At 64.3% G+C, this 20429-nt stretch carries 14 protein-coding genes and 1 pseudogene; 8 read left to right on the top strand and 7 right to left on the bottom strand.

Translation table 11 applies throughout. The features are described from left to right. Nucleotides 1–6 precede the first annotated feature (6 nt). Nucleotides 7–3189, top strand: coding sequence for an efflux RND transporter permease subunit (locus tag ACVMB1_RS03595; protein ID WP_456814082.1), 3183 nt, complete (start codon nt 7–9; stop codon nt 3187–3189). A gap of 137 nt (nt 3190–3326) precedes the next feature. Here the strand turns inward: ACVMB1_RS03595 and ACVMB1_RS03600 are convergent, their stop codons facing one another. From ACVMB1_RS03600 to ACVMB1_RS03615, 4 genes are all read right to left on the bottom strand, one after another. After that, a complete protein-coding gene (locus ACVMB1_RS03600) occupies nt 3327–3545 on the bottom strand; it encodes a hypothetical protein (protein ID WP_076828992.1) in 219 nt (72 codons plus the stop codon). 216 nt (nt 3546–3761) lie between these two features. Then, nucleotides 3762–4562 carry an SDR family NAD(P)-dependent oxidoreductase gene (locus tag ACVMB1_RS03605; protein WP_057015428.1) on the bottom strand — a complete coding sequence of 267 codons (801 nt, stop codon included), beginning with the start codon at nt 4560–4562 and terminating at the stop codon, nt 3762–3764. A 1-nt stretch (nt 4563) separates the two neighbouring features. Further along, nucleotides 4564–5118 (bottom strand): carboxymuconolactone decarboxylase family protein, encoded by a 555-nt coding sequence (locus ACVMB1_RS03610; protein WP_141341800.1) that lies wholly within the window; start codon nt 5116–5118, stop codon nt 4564–4566. Nucleotides 5119–5165: 47 nt separating this feature from the next. After that, nucleotides 5166–6116, bottom strand: coding sequence for a hypothetical protein (locus ACVMB1_RS03615; RefSeq protein WP_456814083.1), 951 nt, complete (start codon nt 6114–6116; stop codon nt 5166–5168). A 234-nt stretch (nt 6117–6350) separates the two neighbouring features. Here ACVMB1_RS03615 and ACVMB1_RS03620 point away from each other — a divergent pair, with 234 nt between their 5' ends. The 4 genes and pseudogenes from ACVMB1_RS03620 to ACVMB1_RS03635 all read left to right on the top strand — a co-directional run bounded on the left by ACVMB1_RS03620 (nt 6351) and on the right by ACVMB1_RS03635 (nt 13260). Beyond that, nucleotides 6351–9824: an indolepyruvate ferredoxin oxidoreductase family protein gene (locus ACVMB1_RS03620; RefSeq protein ID WP_141341794.1), complete on the top strand. Its 3474-nt coding sequence runs from the start codon at nt 6351–6353 to the stop codon at nt 9822–9824. 125 nt (nt 9825–9949) lie between these two features. After that, the gene (locus tag ACVMB1_RS03625) at nt 9950–10381 is read left to right on the top strand and encodes a hypothetical protein (RefSeq protein ID WP_200844543.1); all 432 of its coding nucleotides are present in this window, start codon (nt 9950–9952) and stop codon (nt 10379–10381) included. A 314-nt stretch (nt 10382–10695) separates the two neighbouring features. Next, nucleotides 10696–12275: pseudogene (locus tag ACVMB1_RS03630) on the top strand (alkaline phosphatase D family protein). 166 nt (nt 12276–12441) lie between these two features. Continuing rightward, complete coding sequence (locus ACVMB1_RS03635; RefSeq protein WP_057015422.1) at nt 12442–13260, top strand: aldo/keto reductase; 819 nt, start codon at nt 12442–12444, stop codon at nt 13258–13260. A gap of 69 nt (nt 13261–13329) precedes the next feature. Here ACVMB1_RS03635 and ACVMB1_RS03640 read toward each other — a convergent pair whose 3' ends face one another. Then, a complete protein-coding gene (locus ACVMB1_RS03640; RefSeq protein ID WP_050387960.1) occupies nt 13330–13560 on the bottom strand; it encodes a hypothetical protein in 231 nt (76 codons plus the stop codon). A 212-nt stretch (nt 13561–13772) separates the two neighbouring features. Here ACVMB1_RS03640 and ACVMB1_RS03645 point away from each other — a divergent pair, with 212 nt between their 5' ends. Continuing rightward, a complete protein-coding gene (locus ACVMB1_RS03645) occupies nt 13773–15053 on the top strand; it encodes an amidohydrolase family protein (RefSeq protein WP_141341791.1) in 1281 nt (426 codons plus the stop codon). A 246-nt stretch (nt 15054–15299) separates the two neighbouring features. Here the strand turns inward: ACVMB1_RS03645 and ACVMB1_RS03650 are convergent, their stop codons facing one another. Beyond that, nucleotides 15300–16538 carry an aminotransferase-like domain-containing protein gene (locus ACVMB1_RS03650; protein ID WP_141341788.1) on the bottom strand — a complete coding sequence of 413 codons (1239 nt, stop codon included), beginning with the start codon at nt 16536–16538 and terminating at the stop codon, nt 15300–15302. A 60-nt stretch (nt 16539–16598) separates the two neighbouring features. After that, nucleotides 16599–17141, bottom strand: a complete 543-nt coding sequence (locus tag ACVMB1_RS03655) for a DUF3124 domain-containing protein (RefSeq protein WP_375162624.1) — start codon at nt 17139–17141, stop codon at nt 16599–16601. A gap of 59 nt (nt 17142–17200) precedes the next feature. Here ACVMB1_RS03655 and ACVMB1_RS03660 point away from each other — a divergent pair, with 59 nt between their 5' ends. Together ACVMB1_RS03660 and ribB are read left to right on the top strand one after the other, a co-directional pair. After that, nucleotides 17201–18934 carry a cation:proton antiporter gene (locus ACVMB1_RS03660; RefSeq protein ID WP_141341782.1) on the top strand — a complete coding sequence of 578 codons (1734 nt, stop codon included), beginning with the start codon at nt 17201–17203 and terminating at the stop codon, nt 18932–18934. 263 nt (nt 18935–19197) lie between these two features. Continuing rightward, complete coding sequence (ribB, locus tag ACVMB1_RS03665) at nt 19198–20274, top strand: 3,4-dihydroxy-2-butanone-4-phosphate synthase (protein ID WP_028334516.1); 1077 nt, start codon at nt 19198–19200, stop codon at nt 20272–20274. The last annotated feature ends 155 nt before the right edge of the window (nt 20275–20429 follow it).

Genomic DNA, 20429 nt, shown 5'->3' on the forward strand with positions numbered 1-20429 from the left:
GGAGCCATGAATCTCTCAAAATTCTTTATCGACCGGCCGATCTTCGCCGGCGTGCTTTCGATCCTGATCTTCCTGGCCGGGCTGATCTCGCTACTGGCGATGCCGATCTCGGAATATCCCGACGTGGTGCCGCCGTCGGTCGTGGTGCGCGCGACCTATCCCGGCGCCAATCCGAAGGTGATCGCCGAGACGGTCGCGACCCCGATCGAGGAGCAGATCAACGGCGTCGAAGGCATGCTCTACATGTCGAGCCAGGCGACCACCGACGGCGCGATGACGCTGACGGTGACGTTCCGGCTCGGCACCGACCCCGACAAGGCGACCCAACTGGTGCAGAATCGCGTGCAGCAGGCCGAGCCGCGCCTGCCGGCTGTGGTGCGCCAGCTCGGCATCATCACCAAGAAGAGCTCGCCCGACCTCACCATGGTCGTGCATCTGCTGTCGCCGAACAACCGCTATGATATGACGTATCTGCGCAACTACGCGGTACTCAACGTCAAGGACCGGCTGGCGCGGATCGACGGCGTCGGCGACGTCCAGCTCTATGGCGCCGGCGACTATTCAATGCGGGTCTGGGTCGATCCGCAGAAAGCCGCCGAGCATTCGCTGACCGCGAGCGACGTCGTACGCGCGATCCAGGCCCAGAACGTCGAGGCTGCCGCCGGTGTGGTCGGCTCCTCGCCCAGCGTCAAGGGCATTGACCTCCAGCTCTCCGTCAACGCCGAGGGACGGCTCTCGACCGAGGAGCAGTTCGGCGACATCGTGGTGAAGACAGGTTCGGCTGGCGAGGTGGTGCGGCTGCGCGACGTCGCGCGGGTCGAGCTCGGCGCCTCCGAATACGGCCTGCGCTCGCTGCTTGACAACAAGCAGGCGGTCGCGATCCCGATCTTCCAGGCGCCGGGGTCGAATGCGCTGGAGATCTCCGACCATGTCCGCGCCACGATGGCCGAGATCAAGAAGAACATGCCGGAAGGCGTATCCTACCAGATCGTCTACGATCCGACGCAATTCGTGCGTTCGTCGATCGAGGCTGTCATCCATACGCTGCTCGAGGCGATCGCGCTTGTCGTGCTGGTGGTGATCCTGTTCCTGCAGACCTGGCGTGCCTCGATCATTCCGCTGATCGCGGTCCCGGTGTCGATCGTCGGCACCTTCGCGGTGATGCATGTGTTCGGCTTCTCAATCAACGCGCTCAGCCTGTTCGGCCTGGTGCTGGCGATCGGCATCGTGGTCGACGATGCCATCGTCGTGGTGGAGAACGTCGAGCGCAACATCGAATCCGGCCTGTCGCCGCGCGATGCCACCAACCAGGCGATGCGCGAAGTGTCCGGCCCGATCATCGCGATCGCGCTGGTCCTGATCGCGGTGTTCGTGCCGCTCGCCTTCATCTCCGGCCTCACCGGACAGTTCTACAAGCAGTTCGCGCTGACGATTGCGATCTCGACCGTGATATCAGCGATCAATTCGTTGACGCTGTCGCCGGCGCTGTCGGCTCTGCTGCTGAAGGGACATCACGAGCCGAAGGACTGGCTGACCCGGATCATGGAAAGGTCGCTCGGCTGGTTCTTCCGCGGCTTCAACAAGGTCTTCACCAAGTCCTCCGAGAACTACGGCCGCACCGTCACCAAGGTGATCTACGGCAAGGCCGTGGTGATCGGCCTCTATGTGCTGCTGATCGGCCTGACCGGCGTGCTGTTCAAGCAGGTGCCGAGCGGCTTCGTGCCGGGCCAGGACAAGCAGTATCTGGTCGGCTTTGCGCGGCTGCCCGATGGCGCGACGCTCGACCGCACCGAGGAAGTGATCCGCAAGATGAGCGACATCGCGCTGACCCAGCCCGGCGTCGAAAGCTCGGTGGCGTTCCCCGGCCTGTCGATCTCCGGCTTCACCAACTCCTCCAACGCCGGCATCGTGTTCTCGACCTTGAAGCCGTTCGACGAGCGCAAGGATCCCTCGCTCAGCGGTCCGGCGATCGCGGCGGCGCTCAACAAGAAATATGCCGGCATCCAGGACGCCTTCATCGCCATGTTCCCGCCGCCGCCGGTCAACGGCCTCGGCACCATCGGCGGCTTCAAGCTGCAGATCGAGGACCGTGCCGGCCTCGGCTATGAAGCACTGAACGACGCGACCAAGGCGTTCATGGCGGCGATGCAGAAGGCGCCGGAAATTGCCGGCGTGTTCTCGAGCTTCCAGGTCAACGTGCCGCAGTTGTTCGCCGATATCGACCGCACCAAGGCACTCCAGCTCGGCGTGCCCGTCACGGAGGTCTTCAACACGCTGCAGATCTATCTCGGCTCCTACTATGTGAACGACTTCAACAAATTCGGCCGCACCTATTCGGTCTATGTGCAGGCCGACGCGCCGTTCCGCGCGCGTGCCGACGACATCAGGCAGCTGAAGGTGCGCTCGTCGTCGGGCGACATGGTGCCGCTGTCGGCCTTGCTGAAGGTCCGCCAGAGCGCGGGGCCGGAACGCGCGATCCGCTACAACGGCTTCCTGTCGTCGGATATCAACGCGGCTGCCGCGCCGGGCTATTCCTCCGGCCAGGCCCAGGAGGCGGCGACGCGGATCGCGGCCGAAGTGCTGCCGCCCGGCTTTGCCTTCGAATGGACCGACCTGACCTATCAGGAGTTCATCGCCGGCAACTCCGGAATCTGGGTGTTTCCGTTGGCGATCCTCTTGGTGTTCCTGGTGCTCGCCGCGCTCTATGAAAGCCTGGCGCTGCCGCTCTCGATCATCATGATCGTGCCGATGGGGCTATTGGCCGCGATGTTCGGGGTCTGGCTGTCGAAGGGCGACAACAACGTCTTCACCCAGATCGGCCTGATCGTGCTGGTCGGATTGTCGGCCAAGAACGCCATCCTGATCGTCGAATTCGCGCGCGAGCTCGAATTCGCCGGGCGGTCACCGATCCGTGCCGCGATCGAGGCGAGTCGCTTAAGGCTGCGACCGATCCTGATGACGTCGATGGCCTTCATCATGGGCGTGCTGCCGCTGGTGCTGTCGACCGGCGCGGGCTCGGAGATGCGGCGCGCGATGGGCGTTGCGGTGTTCTCCGGCATGATCGGCGTCACGGTGTTCGGCCTGTTCCTGACGCCGGTGTTCTACGTGCTGCTGCGCAGCCTCACCGGGATGAAGCCGCTGACGCAGCACGGCGAGACGACCATCCCTGGAAAAGCACACGCGACATGATGCCGCGTGTGCAGAGCGTTTTCGAGCGAAGTGGATACCGGTTCGCGTGAAGAAAACGCGGCAAGACAAAAAAACGAGAGCTTCAGCTTTGATTCAATCAAAACTGAAGCTCTCGTTCGTGTCAGCTTCGAACGGAATCAGGCTGCGATATCGAGCAGCAATTGTGATGAACCGCGGACCAGCACCTTGCGGCCTGCGGGCGTCAGCTCAAATGAATCGCCGCGCACGGCGACATAGCCGAGCGTGATCAGGCTCTCGACGGCGAACCTGTTCAGCCGTGAAGGGTTTGCTGCGGGAGCCCGCAACGCTTTCAGCGCATCCCACTGATCGGGTCTGAGTTCGAATTCTTCGCTCATCGGTCCAGGCACTCCAGAAGTTCTTGGCGTGCGAGATACAGAGCGCAGATGAATTTCGTGCGACCACAACGAGTCAGGATTTCGATTTATGTGGACGCGTCGTCACATCGCCGTGTCATTGGAATACTTCAATTTTTTCGAATCATTGCGGCGCAATAACGCGTGATTTCGTCACAGTGATTAATCCCAAATTGTCACACAGGTTAATCGTCTCGATTAACCGCGCCGCACACTTGCGCCGCCATCGACCGGCAACGTGACGCCGGTCACGAAGTTTGCTTCATCGGAGGCGAGAAACAGCGCGGCATTGGCGACGTCCCAGCCGGTGCCCATCTTGTGACGCAGCGGCACCTTGCTGTCGCGCTCGGCCTCGACCTCGGCGCGGCTCTTCTTGAATTCGCGGGCGCGGGTGTCCACCGCCATCGGCGTGTTCATCAATCCCGGCAGGATCACGTTTGCGCGAATGCCATATTGCGCATTCTGGTAGGCGAGCTGTTCGGTGAAGGCGATCATCGCCGACTTGGTCGCCTTGTAGGCGACGTAGGGATAGGTCGTGATCGCGGCCATCGACGAGATGTTGATGATCGAGCCGCGCTGCTGCGCGCGCATGATCGGGATCACATGCTTGGCGGCGAGGATGCAGCTCTTCAGATTGATCGCCACGCAGCGGTCGAACGCCTCCTCGGTGATATCAAGCAGTTCGGCATCGCCGCCGGAGAGGCTGACGCCGACATTGTTGTGCAGGATGTCGACACTGCCCCAGCGGCCATGTGCGTCCGCCACCATCGCCTTGATGTCAGCATTTTTGGTGACGTCGGCCTTGAAGGCGACTGAAGTCCCGCCCTTGGCCGCGATCAGGTCGACCGTCTCCTGCGCCGAAGCCAGATTGTAATCGACGCACAGCACCCTGGCGCCTTCGCGCGCGAAGGTCAGCGCGGTGGCGCGGCCGTTGCCGATGCCCTCGCCGGGGCTTTGGCCTGCACCGACGACGATGGCGACGCGATCTTGCAGGCGCATCTCACTTCACTCCCTGTAGCGGGTACTGCTGCAGTACCTCCTTGTAGTAAGGTTCGTTGTCGATCTGCATGGTGGCGAGCACCCGCACCACGGCGCAGTAGAACGCGATCGTCAGCACGAGGTCAGTCATGTGCTCGTCGGAGAGATGTTGCTTGATCTCGGCGAAGGTCGCATCCGACATCGCGAGCTCGTGGACCATCTCGCGAGCGCCCTTGAGGATCGCTTTCGCCAGCGGCTCGAGCTTCGACGGCTTGCCACTGGTCTCCGCGATCAGGCCCTGGATATCCTCGTCGGTGACGCCAAACTCCTTGCCGATCTTCACATGGTGGGTGAATTCGTATTCCGACTGCTCGAGCCAGCCGACCTGCAGGATCGCGAGTTCGCGTAAGCGCGGATCGAGCTTGCTCTTGAAGCGGATATAGCCGCCGACGCCGTTGAAGGCGCGCGCCATGTCCGGCGAGTTCACCAGCAGCTTGTGCAGATTGGTGTTGCGCTTGAGCATGTCACGATATTCGGGGGCGACCTGATCGGCTTCGAGATAGGGCAGGCGGGCCATTGTTGTTGTCCTTGTTTCGGCGGCTTGCGGAAGAGGCGGCTGTTGTTTCAGCCGGAGAGGGCTTTGTGCTCGCTTTCGTAGTTGGCGTAGGAGTCCTTCATGCTGGCGCCGTTGAGCAGCATCGTTGCGACCACCGCGTTGTCGGCATCGAACACGGTCGAGCGCACCCACATGCTCTCGGTGCGCTTGCTGCCGGAAAGCGCCACGACCTCGCGCTCGACCCAATAGGTCTCGCCGGGGAAGAGCGGCCCGCGCAGAAGACGGATCTCCTGGTCGGCGAACAGCCCGACGGCGGGGCCGCGGACCGGCAGCCGGTCCTCGCGCGCGCGGTACTGGAACAGCACGCTCAGCATCTCCATCGGGATGATGGCGCGGCCCCAGGGATTGTGCTCCAGCGAATAATAATCCGAAGGCTCGGTGATCACCTTGAGCTTTTCGGCCAGCGAAAATGGATAGAGATCGCCCATGTTCTGGTCGAAATCCATCTTGATCGCCTGCCGCGGCGTCTTCATGCCGACCTTGATGTCGGCGAGGATGACGGGATCGGTCAGCGGCTTCAATTCGCCGAGCCGGTGGCTGAGCGCCGTCTCGCTGCCGTTGCCATCGATCGAGGCGGTGCCGCGCAGGATCTCGGTGCCGTCGCGCTTGACCATCCCGATCGTGCAAACGGTCTGGCCCGGCTTCGGCTTCTCGATCTGGGCCTGCACCTCTTCGCCTTCGAACACCGGGTTGCGGTAATGCGCGGATAGGCAGCCAGTGATGAACCAGGCGCGGCCCCAGATCCGCTCGCACAGCGGCGCGAACTGGCTGAAATGGGTCGGTCCCTCGATCGTGCCGCCGCGAAAGCCGAGCTTCTGCGCCGTTGCATCGTCGTGAATCGAGGCGTGGGAGTCGTAGGTCTGGGCCTGCAGCATCTGCTTCGGGCTGCGCCAGGGACCCACCAGCAGATTGCCGTTCTCCACGATTTCCGTCGTGAATGCGGATTCGACTGTAATCATCCTTGGTCTCCCTTTGCGCGCCACCGTTTCAAAGATGCCGGGGTTCGGCAAGGCCTTGCAGAACGACAAGGCCTCGCAGCGCAACAAGGCCTCGCATGCGCAACATGAGATATGTGCTGCGGCCATGGAACGGGGCTGTTCATGCATAACAAAATCAGTGCATGCTGATGCATGATCATTTCGGAAGATAATCAGACCGGTCCGGACCGGCGTGGCTGACTGACGGGGAAACTGATGGCGTTGATGGAAGTTGGACTGGACGACAAGTACCGGTTGGACACGAAACGAATCTTCCTCTCCGGTACCCAGGCGCTGGTCCGATTGCCCATGTTGCAGCGCGAACGCGACCGCGCGCACGGGCTGAACACCGCCGGTTTCATCTCCGGTTACCGCGGCTCGCCGCTCGGCATGTACGACCACGCGCTGTGGCGGGCGAAGTCCTTCCTAAGGGAACATGACATCGCCTTCGTCCCCGGCCTCAACGAGGATCTGGCGGCGACCGCGGTGTGGGGCAGCCAGCAGGTCGGCATGTTCCCCGGCGCCAAGGTCGATGGCGTGTTCGGCATCTGGTACGGCAAGGGCCCAGGCGTCGACCGCTCGCTCGATGCGCTCAAGCACGCCAATTCCGCCGGCACCTCGCCGAACGGCGGCGTGATCGCGCTGGCCGGCGACGACCATGGCTGCCAATCCTCCACCCTGGCGCATCAGAGCGAGCAGGTGTTCGCCTCGGCGCTGATGCCGGTGGTCAATCCGGCGACGCTGCAGGATTATCTCGACCTCGGCATCCTCGGCTTCGCGCTGTCGCGCTATTCCGGCTGCTGGGTCGGCTTCAAGGCGATCTCCGAGACGGTGGAAAGCTCGGCCTCGATCGTCAGCGATCCCGATCGCATCAAGATCATCATGCCCGACGATTTCGAGATGCCGCCGGACGGGCTCTCGATCCGCTGGCCGGATCCGCCGCTCGAAGCCGAGCGCAGGTTGCACGGGCCCAAGATGGAGGCGGTCGCGGCCTTCGCCCGCGTCAACCGCTTCGATCGCATCGTGCTGGATTCGAAGCCGGCGCGGCTCGGCATCATGGCGACCGGCAAGGCCTATCTCGATCTGCGCCAGGCGCTCGCCGATCTCGGCATCACCGATGCCGATGCGCAGGCGCTCGGGCTGCGCATCTACAAGGTGGCGCTGACCTGGCCGCTCGAAGCGCGCGGCGCGCGCGCCTTCGCCGAGGGCCTGCAGGATGTGCTGGTCGTCGAGGAGAAGCGCGGCTTCATCGAGGACCAGCTGGTCCGCATCCTCTACAACATGGACGCCTCCAAGCGTCCCTCGGTGGTCGGCAAGCGCGACGAGAGCGGCGCTCCCTTGCTGCCGAGCGAGGGCGAGCTGACGCCGACCATGGTCGCCGCCGCCGTGGTGGCGCGGCTGCGCCGGCTCGGTCGCCGCAGCCCGCTGCTGGAGCAGCGTTTGGCAAAACTCGAGGCGTTCGATCGCCCCGCCGAGGGCACGGGCACCGCGAAGCTGCAGCGCACGCCGTATTTCTGCTCGGGCTGCCCACACAACTCGTCGACCAAGATCCCCGAGGGCAGCCGCGCCATGGCTGGCATCGGCTGCCACGGCATGGCGCTGTCGGTGCCGAACCGCAACACCCAGACCATCTCGCATATGGGCGCGGAGGGCGTGAGCTGGATCGGGCAGGCGCCGTTCACCAGCGAACAGCATGTGTTCCAGAACCTCGGCGACGGCACCTACACCCATTCCGGCTTGCTGGCGCTGCGCGCAGCGGCCGCGGCCGGCGTCAACATCACCTACAAGATCCTCTACAACGATGCGGTTGCGATGACCGGCGGCCAGCCGGCCGAGGGCGGCTTTACGGTGTCGCAGATCGCACACCAGGTCTGGGCGGAGGGCACCAAGCGGCTCGCGATCGTCTCCGACGATCCAGACAAATATCCCGCCAATTATTTCCCGGCCGGCGCTACCATTCATCATCGCCGCGAGCTCGATGCCGTGCAGCGCATCCTGCGCGAGATCGAGGGCCTCACCGTCCTGATCTACGACCAGACCTGCGCCGCCGAGAAGCGCCGTCGCCGCAAGCGCGGGCTGTTCCCCGATCCGGCCAAGCGCGTCTTCATCAATGAGCGCGTCTGCGAGGGTTGCGGCGACTGCTCGGTGGCGTCGAACTGCGTCTCGGTGCAGCCGCTGGAGACCGAACTCGGCCGCAAGCGCCGCATCGACCAGTCGAACTGCAACAAGGATTTCTCCTGCATCGAGGGCTTTTGCCCGAGCTTTGTGATGGTGCAGGACCCCAAGCTGCGCAAGGCGGACCGCGCTGCCGCCGAACCCAAGGCGTTGTTCGCCGACTTGCCGACGCCGCCTGTGGCCGCGTTGAGCAATCCCTACAACATCCTGATCACCGGCATCGGCGGCACCGGTGTGATCACCATCGGCGCGCTGCTCGGCATGGCCGCGCATGTCGAGGGGCTCGCCTGTTCGACGCTCGACTTCACCGGCCTGTCGCAGAAGAACGGCGCCGTGATGAGCCATGTCCGGCTCGCGCCCGCCTCCGACATGCTGACCACGGTGCGCATCGCACCGGGCAATGCCAACCTGATCCTCGGCTGCGACCTCGTCGTCGCCACCAGCGTGCCGGCGCTGAGCCGCGCCGAGCGCGGCGTCACCCGCGCCGTGGTCAACGCCGATCTCTTGCCGACCGCGAGCTTCGTGATCGATCCCGATATCGACTTCGAAGCCAGCTCGATGCGCGATGCGCTAAACGGCGCGGTGACGCCTGGCGACCTCGATATCCTCGACGCCACCGGGCTTGCCACCGCGCTGATGGGCGACAGCATCGCCACCAACGCCTTCATGCTCGGCTTTGCCTTTCAGCGCGGCGCGATCCCGCTGTCGCTGGAAGCGATCCTGAAGGCGATCGAGCTCAACGGCGCCGCCATCGAGATGAACAAGACCGCGTTCTCGTGGGGCCGGCTCGCCGCGCATGATCTGCAACGCGTGGTCAGCGCCGCACGCTTCAAGAGCGCCGGCGCCGCGCCGGCCAAGAAGACGCTTGATGAGGCGATCGCGTTCCGCGCCAAATTCCTCACCGACTATCAGGACGCGGCCTACGCCAGGCGCTATCTCGACGATGTAGCGCGCGTCCGCACCGCCGAGGCGGCGGCCGCGCCGGGCTCGCAGGACCTGACGGAGGCCTTCGCAAAGGGCCTGTTCAAGCTGATGGCCTACAAGGATGAATACGAAGTCGCGCGGCTCTATTCCGACGGCGAGTTCAGCAAGGCCTTGAGGGAACAATTCCAAGGCAATTCCGGCTTGAAGGTCTTGCTGGCGCCGCCGCTGCTGGCCCAGCGCGATCCCGTCACCGGGCGGCTGCAGAAGCGTGAATTCGGTCCGTGGATCTTCTCGGCGTTCGGCATGCTCGCAAGGCTGAAGGGCCTGCGCGGCACCGCCTTCGACATCTTCGGCTATACCGCCGAGCGCAAGATGGAGCGCGCATTGCCGGTCGAGTATTCGGCGATGATCCTGCGTCACCTCGACGGCAAGAAGCCGCTCGACTTGCCGCGCCTCGTGGCGCTGGCGAAGGCTGCGGAGCTCGTGCGTGGTTATGGCCACATCAAGGAGGGCAACGTCGCCCGCTACCGCACCGAATGCGCTCGGCTGGAGCGCGCGATCAGCCAGCCGCTGGCGCAGGCGGCGGAGTAAGGCCGGGGAACTTTCCACAGCCGCCCTGGTTGACCGGCAACCCTGCCTGCAAGCGGTGGCTGGATTCGTACGTCCGAGCCCCTACATGATGGCTGTCTGTTCGAGTGATTTCAGGAGGCCGTTTGATGGTCCTGAAAAACGCTTTTGTTGCAACCGTTTGTACCGCGTGCCTGGCTTTGGGCGGCGTGGCGTTGGCTGACGAGTATCGCCCCAGCGAGTTTTTCAGTCTCGATCTTTCACGCGCAGTGTTGTCGCCGAAGCCGCTTGGCCCGCCGGCGCAGTTCGAGCCCGTTCCGGTCGAGGCGAAGACCGACCATGGCCCCGATCAGCATGCGAATGTCGAGCCGCAGGTCGAGGAGCCGAAAGTCGCGCCGAAGAAAGCCGTGCGGACCACCAGGGTGACCGCGCCGCACGAGAAGAAGCGCGCGGAAGCGCGCGTGCCCGCCCGTGCCAAGCTCGCGCGCCGCCACTCGAACCCGCTCGATGCGGAGGCCCGTGACACACGGATCCAGACCTGGCCGTGCCGCACCGGCGGCATCTGCAACTGGCATCGGTGAGGCGGCGCTCTCGCGCCTCTGCTTTCTCGAAGTGCGTCAATCCTTGACCCGTCATCCTGAGGTGCGAGCGAAGCGAGCCTCGAAGGATGGATCGGCCACGGACGGGCCGTTCATCCTTCGAGACGGCCGCTTCGCGACCTCCTCAGGATGACGGGTTTGGTGCTTGAGCGCTCGATATCCGGGGCCGCCGTCCCAGCAGCCGCCCCCGAGTCATCCCGCCGTCGCAAAACCGTCGGCGGAGAGTCAAGAAACCGTAAGGCCGGAGTCAAGGAGCGCAGGCAAAACCTTCGTTGCGATTCGACGAAGGTTATTCGATGCCGACAGCGAACTCCGCGAGGCGGCGAGGCCTCACCCGGCGCCAGCTTCTGGTGCGCTCGGCGTCGACCGCGGCGCTGGCGGGATTCGGCGCGCTGGCAAGACCGTATCTGAGCCGCGCCGCGGATCGGCCCGCGATTGCGGGCATCCAGTCCGGCGACGTGGCAAGCGATTCCGCTGTCATCTGGGCGCGCGCCGATCGCGCCGCGCGGATGCACATCGAATGCGCCGCGGTCGAAAGCTTCGCCAGCATCCTGCGCACCGTGTCCGCCGATGCGCTGCCCGAGCGCGACTTCACCGCCAAGCTGCTGCTCGACGGCCTGCCGCCGGGCCAGGACCTGTTCTATCGCGTGCGCTTCGAGGACCGCGAGGGCACATCAGGCGAAAGCCGGGTCGGCCATTTCCGAACCGCGCCGGCCGACCGGCGTCCCGTCTCGTTCGTCTGGTCCGGCGACGTCGTCGGGCAGGGCTGGGGCATCGACCCCGCGCGCGGCGGCTTGCGCAGCTACCGCACCATGCTGGACGAGCGTCCGGACTTCTTCATCCATTCCGGCGATCACATCTACGCCGATTGCACGGTGCCGTCGGAGCAGAAACTCCCAAACGGTGAGATCTGGCGCAACATCGTCACCGAGGAGAAATCCGTCGTCGCGCAGAGCCTCGATCAGTTTCGCGGCAACTACAAATACAACTGGCTCAACGAGAGTTTCCGCGCCTTCCACGCCGAGGTGCCGATGTTCGCGCAGTGGGACGACCACGAGGTGGCCGACGACTGGTCGCCACTCGGCACCACCGATGCGACCGGCTATGAGGCGGACGGCAGCTCGCGCCTGTGGCACGGGCACGCCGCGCCTTCCACGAATTCATGCCCATGCGGCTGATGCCGGAGCGCGATGGCCGCGTCTACCGCAAGATTCCCTACGGGCCGCTGCTCGACGTCTTCATCATCGACATGCGCTCCTATCGCGATTCCAGCTGGAACAAGCAGGGCGATCCGGACCACGCCTGCATCCTCGGCCAGAGCCAGCTCGCCTGGCTGAAGCGGGAGCTGGTGGCGTCGGATGCTGTCTGGAAGGTGATCGCGGCGGATCTGCCGATCGGCCTCGTCAGCCTCGATGCGGTCGCGCTCGGCGACGGGCCGCCCGCGCGGCGCGAGCACGAGATCGCCGATCTGTTGTCCTTCATGAAGCGCGCCGGGGTCCGCAACACGGTGTGGCTCACCGCCGACATGCACTACACCGCCGCGCATCACTATGATCCGAACCGCGCGGTGTTCCAGGAGTTCGAGCCGTTCTGGGAGTTCGTCTCCGGTCCGCTGCATGCCGGCACCTGGTCGCCGGGCGAGCTCGACAACACCTTTGGCCCGAAGGCGATGTACCAGAAGGGCTGCTCGGCCGAGCAGGGCGACAATCTCGCGCCGTGCTTCGGGCTGCAATTCTTCGGCCGCGTCGACATCGACGGCAAGACCGGCGTGATGACGGTGACGCTGAAGGACGTCGACAACCACGACCTCTGGTCGGTCGATATCGAGCCGCGGCCGGACGCGCGGCCCGGCCAGATCATGGCGCAGCACATCTAGCGCCGTCTCTGATCCGTCGCGACATCTTGATTGCCGGCGTCTTGCCCGAGGGCCCGGTTTGCGGGCAGACTGCGTGTCGGCAGTCCTGCCAATTTCATTCCCACGAAACGATTTGCTGGCGTGACGTCGTCGATGGCATCGGCGTCCCACGCGTCAGGAGCTATCCATGGAAAATCTGCAGACACAGGGCATCAGCCTGCCGCAGCTCGGGCTCGGCACCTTCCGCATGCAGGGCGATACCTGCCGCGCGGCGGTCGAGAGCGCGCTTGGGCTCGGCTATCGGCATATCGACACCGCCGAGATGTACGGCAATGAAGAGGCGATCGGGGCGGCGATCGCTGCCTCGAATGTCGCGCGCAGGGACCTGCACGTGACCACCAAGGTCTGGCACGAGAACCTGGCGCCGGATGCGATCCGGACAGCGTTCGACGCCAGCCTGAAGAAGCTGCGGCTCGATCACGTCGATCTCTATCTGGTGCACTGGCCGTCGCGGAGTATGAAGCTGCCTGCCGTCTTCGAGACGCTGATGAAGCTGAGGGAGGAAGGCCGCACCCGCGCGATCGGCGTCGCCAATTTCACCACCGCGCTGCTCAAGACCGTGGTCGAGGACATCAAGGCGCCGATCGCCTGCAACCAGATCGAATATCACGCGATGCTGGACCAGACGCCGGTGCGCAAATATCTCGCCGCGAAATCGATCCCGCTGGTGGCCTATTGTCCGCTCGCCCAGGGCCGCTTCGCCACCGACGAGACGCTGGCGAAAATCGGCAGCAAGCATGATGCGACCGCGGCGCAGGTGGCGCTGAAATGGCTGCTCGATCAGGATGGAGTGGCGGCTATTCCGAAAGCCTCGCGCGCCGAAAGCCAAAAGGCCAATCTCGACGCACTGAAGGTCAAGCTCGACGACGCGGACCGCAAGGCGATTGCGGCGCTGCCCAAGGACATGCGCTGCGTCAATCCGGGGTTTGCGCCGGCGTGGGATTGAGGCCGCTGGCCCTGAGGAAGCAGAAAAGAAAATGGCTCCGTGAGGAGCCATTTTCCGTTGTGTCGGTCCTTAGTAGTGATGACGCTTGATGATCACCGTCCGGTCATGGCCGTGATGCCAGCCATGATGCCAACCGCGATGCCAGCCACGGTCATGGCGCATTTCGGCGCGTGCGCCCCAGCCGCGGTCCCAGTGATGATGACCGCCATGTCTGATCACGACCGTCTCGGCGCTCGCGATCGACGGAACGGCCACCGCAAGCGCACCAACCGCCGCGAGAACAAAGCCAATCTTTTTCATCTCATCCTCCTCAAATAAGCGAAGAGAAAACCGTACGGAGATTGAAACGTTCCGCAGGAATCAGAGGAGTTTTCTGAACGCTTGTTCAGCAACTGCCCTCGAACGCTGCTGCCGTCGCGTGTTGGTGCGCGGGCGGCGTTCCCGGCCTTGCCTAACCGCTGCGTCCGACGCATCATCGCGCCATAAAAATCAATGTTCGGGGGGACGTTGCCATGAGCGAATTTTCACGCCGGGATTTTTTGAAAGTGACGGGATCGGCCGCTGCCGCAGCCATCGCGAGGCCGGCCGCTGCGGCGATGGGGCCGGACGACAAGTTCGACCTCGTGATCAAGAACGGCGATGTCATCGATCCCAGCCAGTCGCTGCGCGGCAAGCGCGACATCGGCATCCGCTGGGGCATCATCGAGGCGATCGAAGACGATATCCCGGCTGCTCGCGCCGCCAGGACCATTGACGCGTCGGGCAAGCTCGTGATGCCGGGTCTGGTCGATCTGCACTGCCACGTCTACCCGTACGCATCGGCGATCGGCATTCCCGCCGACGAGCTGGTGCAATTCCAGGGCACCACGACGGTGGTCTCGGCGGGCGACGCCGGCGTCAACAACCTCGCGGCGCTGCGGCGCTTCATCGTCGCGCAATCGCGGGCGCGGATCTACGCCTTCGTCCACATCGCCAACAACGGCCTGTCGGCATTCCCGGTGGCCGAGCTCTACAACATCGACAACGCCCAGGTCGAAGCCTGCGCGATGGCGCTGGCCGAGAACCCCGACTTCCTGATCGGGGTCAAGGTGCGGATGTCGGAAAACGTCATCTTCAAGCACGGCCTCGAGCCGCTGAAGCGCGGCATCCAGGCCTGCGAGATGTGCGGCTGGCCGGCGCGGATGATGGTACATATCGGCGGCGTCGAGACCAAGGAGCTGATGTCCGACATCCTCGATCTGCTGCGGCCGGGCGATATCCTGACCCACGCCTATTCCGGCGCGCCGAACATGTCCGGCGCTTTCACCAATATCGTCCAGGAGGGCAAGCTGTTGCCGGCGGCGCTCGCGGCCAAGCAGCGCGGCGTGCTGTTCGACGTCGGCCATGGCGGCGGCAGCTTCGATTTCACGGTGGCCGAAGTCGCGATCCCCGCCGGCTGCGCGCCCGATACGATCTCCTCCGACATCCACGTCTTCTCGGGCAACTCGCCCGGCATTCCGTTCCTGCCGAACGTGATGAGCAAGTTCCTGGCGATGGGCTCGTCGCTGGATCAGGTGGTGGCGATGGCGACCTCGGCGCCGGCGCGGATCATCAACCGGACCCCGAAGGTCGGCACCCTGCAGCGTGGCGCGCCCGGCGACGTCGCGATCATGGATCTCGTCGAAGGCCCGGTCTCCTTCGTCGATACCCGCAACAACAAGCGCGACGGCAATCTGCTGCTAAAGCCGGTGCAGACCGTGGTCAACGGCGTGCCGTTCGGCCGGCCCTATCAGGCGCCGTTCTCGGTGAGGTAGGCGCGCAGATCCGTAGAGCATGATGAGATCAGATCGAATGGCGACCGCAAGCGCGCTGCGCTCCCTCGCCCCGTTCTTACGGGGAGAGCGTTGGGGTGAGGGGCTGCCTCCGCATATCCGGTGATAGCTGAGGTTGCGGAGGCTCCCCCTCACCCGGAACGCATCTGACGATGCGTTCCGACCTCTCCCCGCAGGGGCGAGGTGAATCGGAGTCCGCAACTCACTTCAGCGCAAAGTCATCATGATCTAGCCGCGCTTCTCCACATTGCTGCTGCGCGCCGGCACGCCGAACTCCTTGCGGCACACCTCGGCCAGCGCGGCAACGCCCTCGCGGATCTGCTCGTGCGAGGGGCTGGCGAAGCAGAGGCGGAGCCGGCTGCCGGAATGGGCCTTGCTGGTCGACCATTCCGGTCCCGGATTGATCGAGACGCCGGCGGCAAGCGCCGCCTGATAGAGCTTCAGCGTGTCGACATTGTCGGGCAGCTTGACCCAGAGGAAGATGCCGCCCTTGGGCGCCTCGAATTCGGCCGCGGTGCCGAACTGCTCGTTCAACGCCTCCATCAGCGTATCGAGCTTGGCGCGCAGGCCCTTGGTCAGGTGCGGCACATGGGTCGAAAAATGCGGTGCGCAATATTCCGCGAGCACCATCTGCTCCAGTGCGCCGGAGCCGGCGTCGGTCTTCAGCGGCAGCATTCGCGACATGATCCCCCAGGGCGCGACGATGAAGCCGACCCGTAGCGCAGGCGCGATCGATTTGGAGAACGAGCCGATATGGATCACGCCGCCATGCTTGCTCATCGCATAGATCGCGGGCGGCCGTTCGCCGTTCCAGATCAAATCGGCATAGCAATCGTCCTCGAAGATCGGCACGCCGTATTCCCTTGACAGCTTCAGCATCTCGGCGCGGCGGCTCTCGGGAAGGATCGAGCCGGTCGGGTTCTGCACTGTCGGGATGGTGTAGATGTATTTCGGCGTGATGCCGCGCCGCTTGTGATCGGCGAGTGCCGCAGCCAGCGCATCGATCCTGATGCCCTCGCCATCGAGGGGAATGCCGACCGCATTGACGCCGAGCCGTGTCAGCCGGTTCAGTGAGCCCTGATAGGTTTCCTGCTCGATCAGCACGGTATCGCCCTTGGCGAGCAAGGTGTGATTGACAAGATCGAGCGCCTGCAGCGAGCCGGAGACGATCATGATTTCGTCCGGCGTGCAGGCAATCCCGGCGTCGCGCTTCAGCTTCTCGGTCAGGAACTGGCGCAGCGGCAGATAGCCCTGCGGCCCGTGCGCGAGATTGTAGGTCGCCAGATTCCTGCCCTCGCGCTTCAACACGGCGTTGACCGCCTCCAGCAGCCCGTCGACCGGGACCTGGTCGGGATCGTTGTTGCCGCCGACGAAGCTGTATTTGGCGAGCCCGGTCCAGCGTGCGGCCGGGGCAGGCAGGCCGGCCGCGAGTAGCGGTGTAAAGTCGAACTGGGCTGAGGTGGACATGGACGTTTCGCTCCGTGTTGTTATCGTTGAGAAGGCCGCGGCAAGCGGCCTTCCATGAGGTTAGTTCTTGCCGACCGGCCGGATCGGCCGGCCCTGGCTGATGAAGGCGTAGTGCCCTGCGCCGACACTGCCGACCATCAAGGCCTCGACCGCCGGTTCCGCGATCTCGCCGGCGGCCGCCCAATCGACCACGAAATTCGCGCCGGTGCCGCCGCGGGTATCGGTCGTGGCGATCGCGACCTCGACGGTCGCAAACGGTTTTAGCGCGACCGGCGATTTAAGGTAGCTCTCCACCATCTTGCCTGATGTGTCGAAATAGGCGATCCGCTTCAGCACCAGCGGCTTCGTCTCGGAGGCGTTGTGCACGCTGAGCGTCACCGAAAAATCGGCCCTGAGCTTGCCCTGGCTCATCGACACGCTGGAATACACCGGCACGTAGAATGCACCGGAGGCGGTGAGGCCCTCCGATGGCACCGTCGTCAACGAGTTCGCGAAATTTTGTTCAATACTTGCCGAGGATTGTGCTAGCGCCTCTGACATGCGCACGGTGAGCAGGCAGAGCAAAACTGCGAGAAAAATGCCGCCTGCGCGGATGTGACACATTGCTCGGTTGATCCTCACGCCCGGCCCTCTAGGTTGCGGCAACAGGAAGTCTTTGACGCATGCATGAACTGATTCCCGATATCACGCTCTGTATCCTGTTTGCCTGGGGGATTGGGCTGCTCGCCCACTTCTCCCGGCAACCGCTGATACTGGCCTACCTTATCGCCGGCTTTTTCATTGGTCCATTCGGCATGGGCTGGGTCAAGTCCCAGGAATCGATCAGCGTCATCTCCGAGCTCGGCCTGATCTTCATGCTGTTCATGATCGGGCTGGAAATCGACCTCAAGAAGATCATCCGTGCCGGCAAGGTCATCCTGTTCGCGGGAGCCGGCGAGCTGATCGGCGGCTGCCTGATCGGCGTGGCGTTCTTTGCCGCTATCGGGCTTGCGGTCGGCGGCGGCAAGTTCGACGCGATCTATCTCTGCGTCGCCTGCTCGCTGTCGTCGACCGTGATCATCGTCAAGGTGCTCTACGAGAAGCGCGAGCTGGATACGCTGCCGGGCCGCATCACGCTCGGCGTGTTGGTGCTGCAGGACATCTTCGCGATCCTGTTCCTGGCGGTGCAGCCGAGCCTCGACAATCTGCAGATCAGCGTCGTGCTGTTGTCGATTGCCCGCGTCGCGGTGCTGGTCGCGACCGCGCTGGTGCTGAGCCGCTACGTGCTGCCGCGGCTGTTCCACCAGATCGCGCGGCGGCCCGAGCTCGTGCTGCTCGGCGCGCTCGCCTGGTGCTTCCTGATCGGCGAGATCGCCGAGCGGCTGCATCTGTCGCGCGAGATGGGCTCGCTGGTCGCCGGCGTCTCGATCTCGACCTTTCCCTATGCGCTCGACGTCACCGCCAAGGTCACGACGCTGCGGGATTTCTTCATCACGCTGTTCTTTGTCGCGCTCGGCATGACGATCCCGATTCCGGGCCTCTCGGTGATCTGGCTTGCGCTCGTCATCGCGGCCTTCACGGTGGCGAGCCGCCTGATCACGACGTTCACGCCGCTCTATCTGATGAAGCAGGGCCTGCGCGCCAGCCTGCTGCCGGCGATCAACCTGGCGCAGATCTCCGAGTTCTCGCTGGTCGTGATCCAGACCGGCGTCGCCGCCAACCACATCGGAACCGAAACCGCGAGTGCGGCCTCGTTCGCCTTCGTCGTGCTGGCGGTGCTCTCGACCTTCGCGATGGGGCGCAGCGACCAGATCGTGCGCGGCCTGATCGGGCCGTTTAAGCGGATCGGGCTGCGCGACCTCGATCAGGAAGGCCAGGGCCGCGGCGAGGCCGGGCACGAGGGCGGACATGGCGAGATCCGGCGCATCGTCATCCTCGGCTTTTTCCGCGCGGCGAGCGCGCTGATCAGCCAGATCGAGCGGCAGAACCAGTCGCTGCTCGAGCAGATCAGCGTCATCGATTTCAACCCGCTGGTGTTCCGCACGCTGTCCGACCGCGGCATGCATGTGATCTATGGCGACATCAGCAATGTCGACACCCTGGTTCATGCCGGCATCGGCAAGGCCGAGATCATCATCCTGAGCGTGCCGGATTTCCTCTTGGTCGGCGCCGACAATGAGAAGCTGGTGCGCCACGTCCGCGCCCTCAATCCGACCGCGCGGATCGTTGCCACCGCGGACCTGTTGACCGGCGTCGACGACCTCTACAGCGCCGGCGCCGACTACGTGACGGTGACCCGGCTCAGCGACGCCGGCGAGCTCTATTCCGTGATCGAGGCGGCCGACGCCGGTCTGCTCGACGACAAGCGCGCCGAACTGGACGCCCAGCTCAGCGACCGGCGCGAGGTGCTGCCGTAACGCCGGTCTCAAGGCTGTCCATCACCTCTCCCCATCGGGGAGAGGTCGATTTGCGCAGCGGGTGAGGGGCTCGAGTCCCACGAGAGGGCTGAACCCCTCACCCGGATCGCATCGAGCGATGCGATCCGACCTCTCCCTTTGGGAGAGGTGAAATCTCCCCTCCTGGTATCCCTGCCGGATGCATGGCGGGTTGCATAATGATACTGGCGCTGACATCGGAACCCGGCTAATCCACTGCCTGCATATAGCGAGATGTTAGGACAATGGCCGATACGATCCAGGAAGTGCTGCAAGCCTTTGCGAAGGGTGAACTCGTCGTCGTCACCGACGATGACGACCGGGAAGGCGAGGGCGATTTGATCGTCGCGGCGTCGTTCTGTACGGCGGAGAAGATGGCTTTCATCATCCGCCACACCTCCGGCATCGTCTGCGCGCCGATCACCACCGAGGATGCCCGCCGGCTGCGGCTCGACCCGATGGTGGCGCACAACGAGTCCAACCACACCACCGCCTTCACGGTCTCGATCGACTACAAGCCCGATGGTGGCACCGGCATCTCGGCCGAGGAACGCGCCTCCTGCTGCCGCGCGCTCGCCAATCCCAATGCCGGCGCCAATGATTTCGCGCGTCCCGGCCACATCTTCCCGCTGATCGCGCGCGACGGCGGCGTGCTGCTGCGCTCCGGCCACACCGAGGCGGCGGTCGATCTGTGCCGGCTCTCCGGCCTGCCGCCGGTAGGCGTCATCAGCGAGCTGATGAACGACGATGGAACCGTGATGAAGGGCGAGCAGGTCGCCAAATTCGCCGCCGCCCACAAGCTCAAGCATGTCACGATCGCGGACATGATCGCCTATCGCCAGGCGCGCGAGAAGCTGATCGAACGGGTCGCGACCTTCACCACCGAAAGCCCGATCGGCCCGCTGCAGGGCTACGCCTATCGCTCGCCGTTCGACGAGATCATGCATGCCGCCTTCGTCTATAACGGCATCGGCGACGGCCGGGACGTGCTGACGCGGCTGCACAAGCCGAACATCGTGAAAGACCTGTTCACCGGGCCGGCGCGAATGGAAGCCGTGCTGCGGCATTTCAAGGATGCCGGCCGCGGCGTGCTGGTATATCTGCGCGATGGTGCCGCCGGTGTTCCGGTCGAGCCGGTTGGCGAGCAGAAGACGGCGGAGGCCGATCGCCACAGGCAGTGGCGCGAGGTCGGCGTCGGCGCACAGATCCTGCGTGATCTCGGCGTCACCTCGATCCGGCACCTGACTTCGTCGGTGCATGACTACAAGGGATTGTCAGGTTTCGGCATCGAGATCGTGTCGAACGAGAAGCTGGAGACCTAGCACTGTCATTCCGGGGCGCGCGATAGCGCGAACCCGGAATCTTGTGATTCCGGGTTCGATGCTGACGCATCGCCCCGGAATGACGAAGGTCCCAATTCAATTGCGCTTCGCAGCATAGCGCTTTAATTTATCCGCCAATTTCCGATAGACGATGC

Source organism: Bradyrhizobium sp. USDA 4504 (genome assembly GCF_054063995.1).

Excerpts from the sequence above, each read along its gene's own strand:
- ACVMB1_RS03640 (WP_050387960.1), bottom strand. The coding sequence starts at position 13,560 with ATGAAAAAGATTGGCTTTGTTCTCGCGGCGGTTGGTGCGCTTGCGGTG.
- ACVMB1_RS03615 (WP_456814083.1), bottom strand. The coding sequence starts at position 6,116 with ATGATTACAGTCGAATCCGCATTCACGACGGAAATCGTGGAGAACGGC.
- ACVMB1_RS03595 (WP_456814082.1), top strand. The coding sequence starts at position 7 with ATGAATCTCTCAAAATTCTTTATCGACCGGCCGATCTTCGCCGGCGTG.
- ACVMB1_RS03625 (WP_200844543.1), top strand. The coding sequence starts at position 9,950 with ATGGTCCTGAAAAACGCTTTTGTTGCAACCGTTTGTACCGCGTGCCTG.
- ACVMB1_RS03650 (WP_141341788.1), bottom strand. The coding sequence starts at position 16,538 with ATGTCCACCTCAGCCCAGTTCGACTTTACACCGCTACTCGCGGCCGGC.
- ACVMB1_RS03635 (WP_057015422.1), top strand. The coding sequence starts at position 12,442 with ATGGAAAATCTGCAGACACAGGGCATCAGCCTGCCGCAGCTCGGGCTC.
- ACVMB1_RS03605 (WP_057015428.1), bottom strand. The coding sequence starts at position 4,562 with ATGCGCCTGCAAGATCGCGTCGCCATCGTCGTCGGTGCAGGCCAAAGC.
- ACVMB1_RS03600 (WP_076828992.1), bottom strand. The coding sequence starts at position 3,545 with ATGAGCGAAGAATTCGAACTCAGACCCGATCAGTGGGATGCGCTGAAA.
- ACVMB1_RS03610 (WP_141341800.1), bottom strand. The coding sequence starts at position 5,118 with ATGGCCCGCCTGCCCTATCTCGAAGCCGATCAGGTCGCCCCCGAATAT.
- ribB (WP_028334516.1), top strand. The coding sequence starts at position 19,198 with ATGGCCGATACGATCCAGGAAGTGCTGCAAGCCTTTGCGAAGGGTGAA.
- ACVMB1_RS03660 (WP_141341782.1), top strand. The coding sequence starts at position 17,201 with ATGCATGAACTGATTCCCGATATCACGCTCTGTATCCTGTTTGCCTGG.
- ACVMB1_RS03645 (WP_141341791.1), top strand. The coding sequence starts at position 13,773 with ATGAGCGAATTTTCACGCCGGGATTTTTTGAAAGTGACGGGATCGGCC.
- ACVMB1_RS03620 (WP_141341794.1), top strand. The coding sequence starts at position 6,351 with ATGGCGTTGATGGAAGTTGGACTGGACGACAAGTACCGGTTGGACACG.
- ACVMB1_RS03655 (WP_375162624.1), bottom strand. The coding sequence starts at position 17,141 with ATGTGTCACATCCGCGCAGGCGGCATTTTTCTCGCAGTTTTGCTCTGC.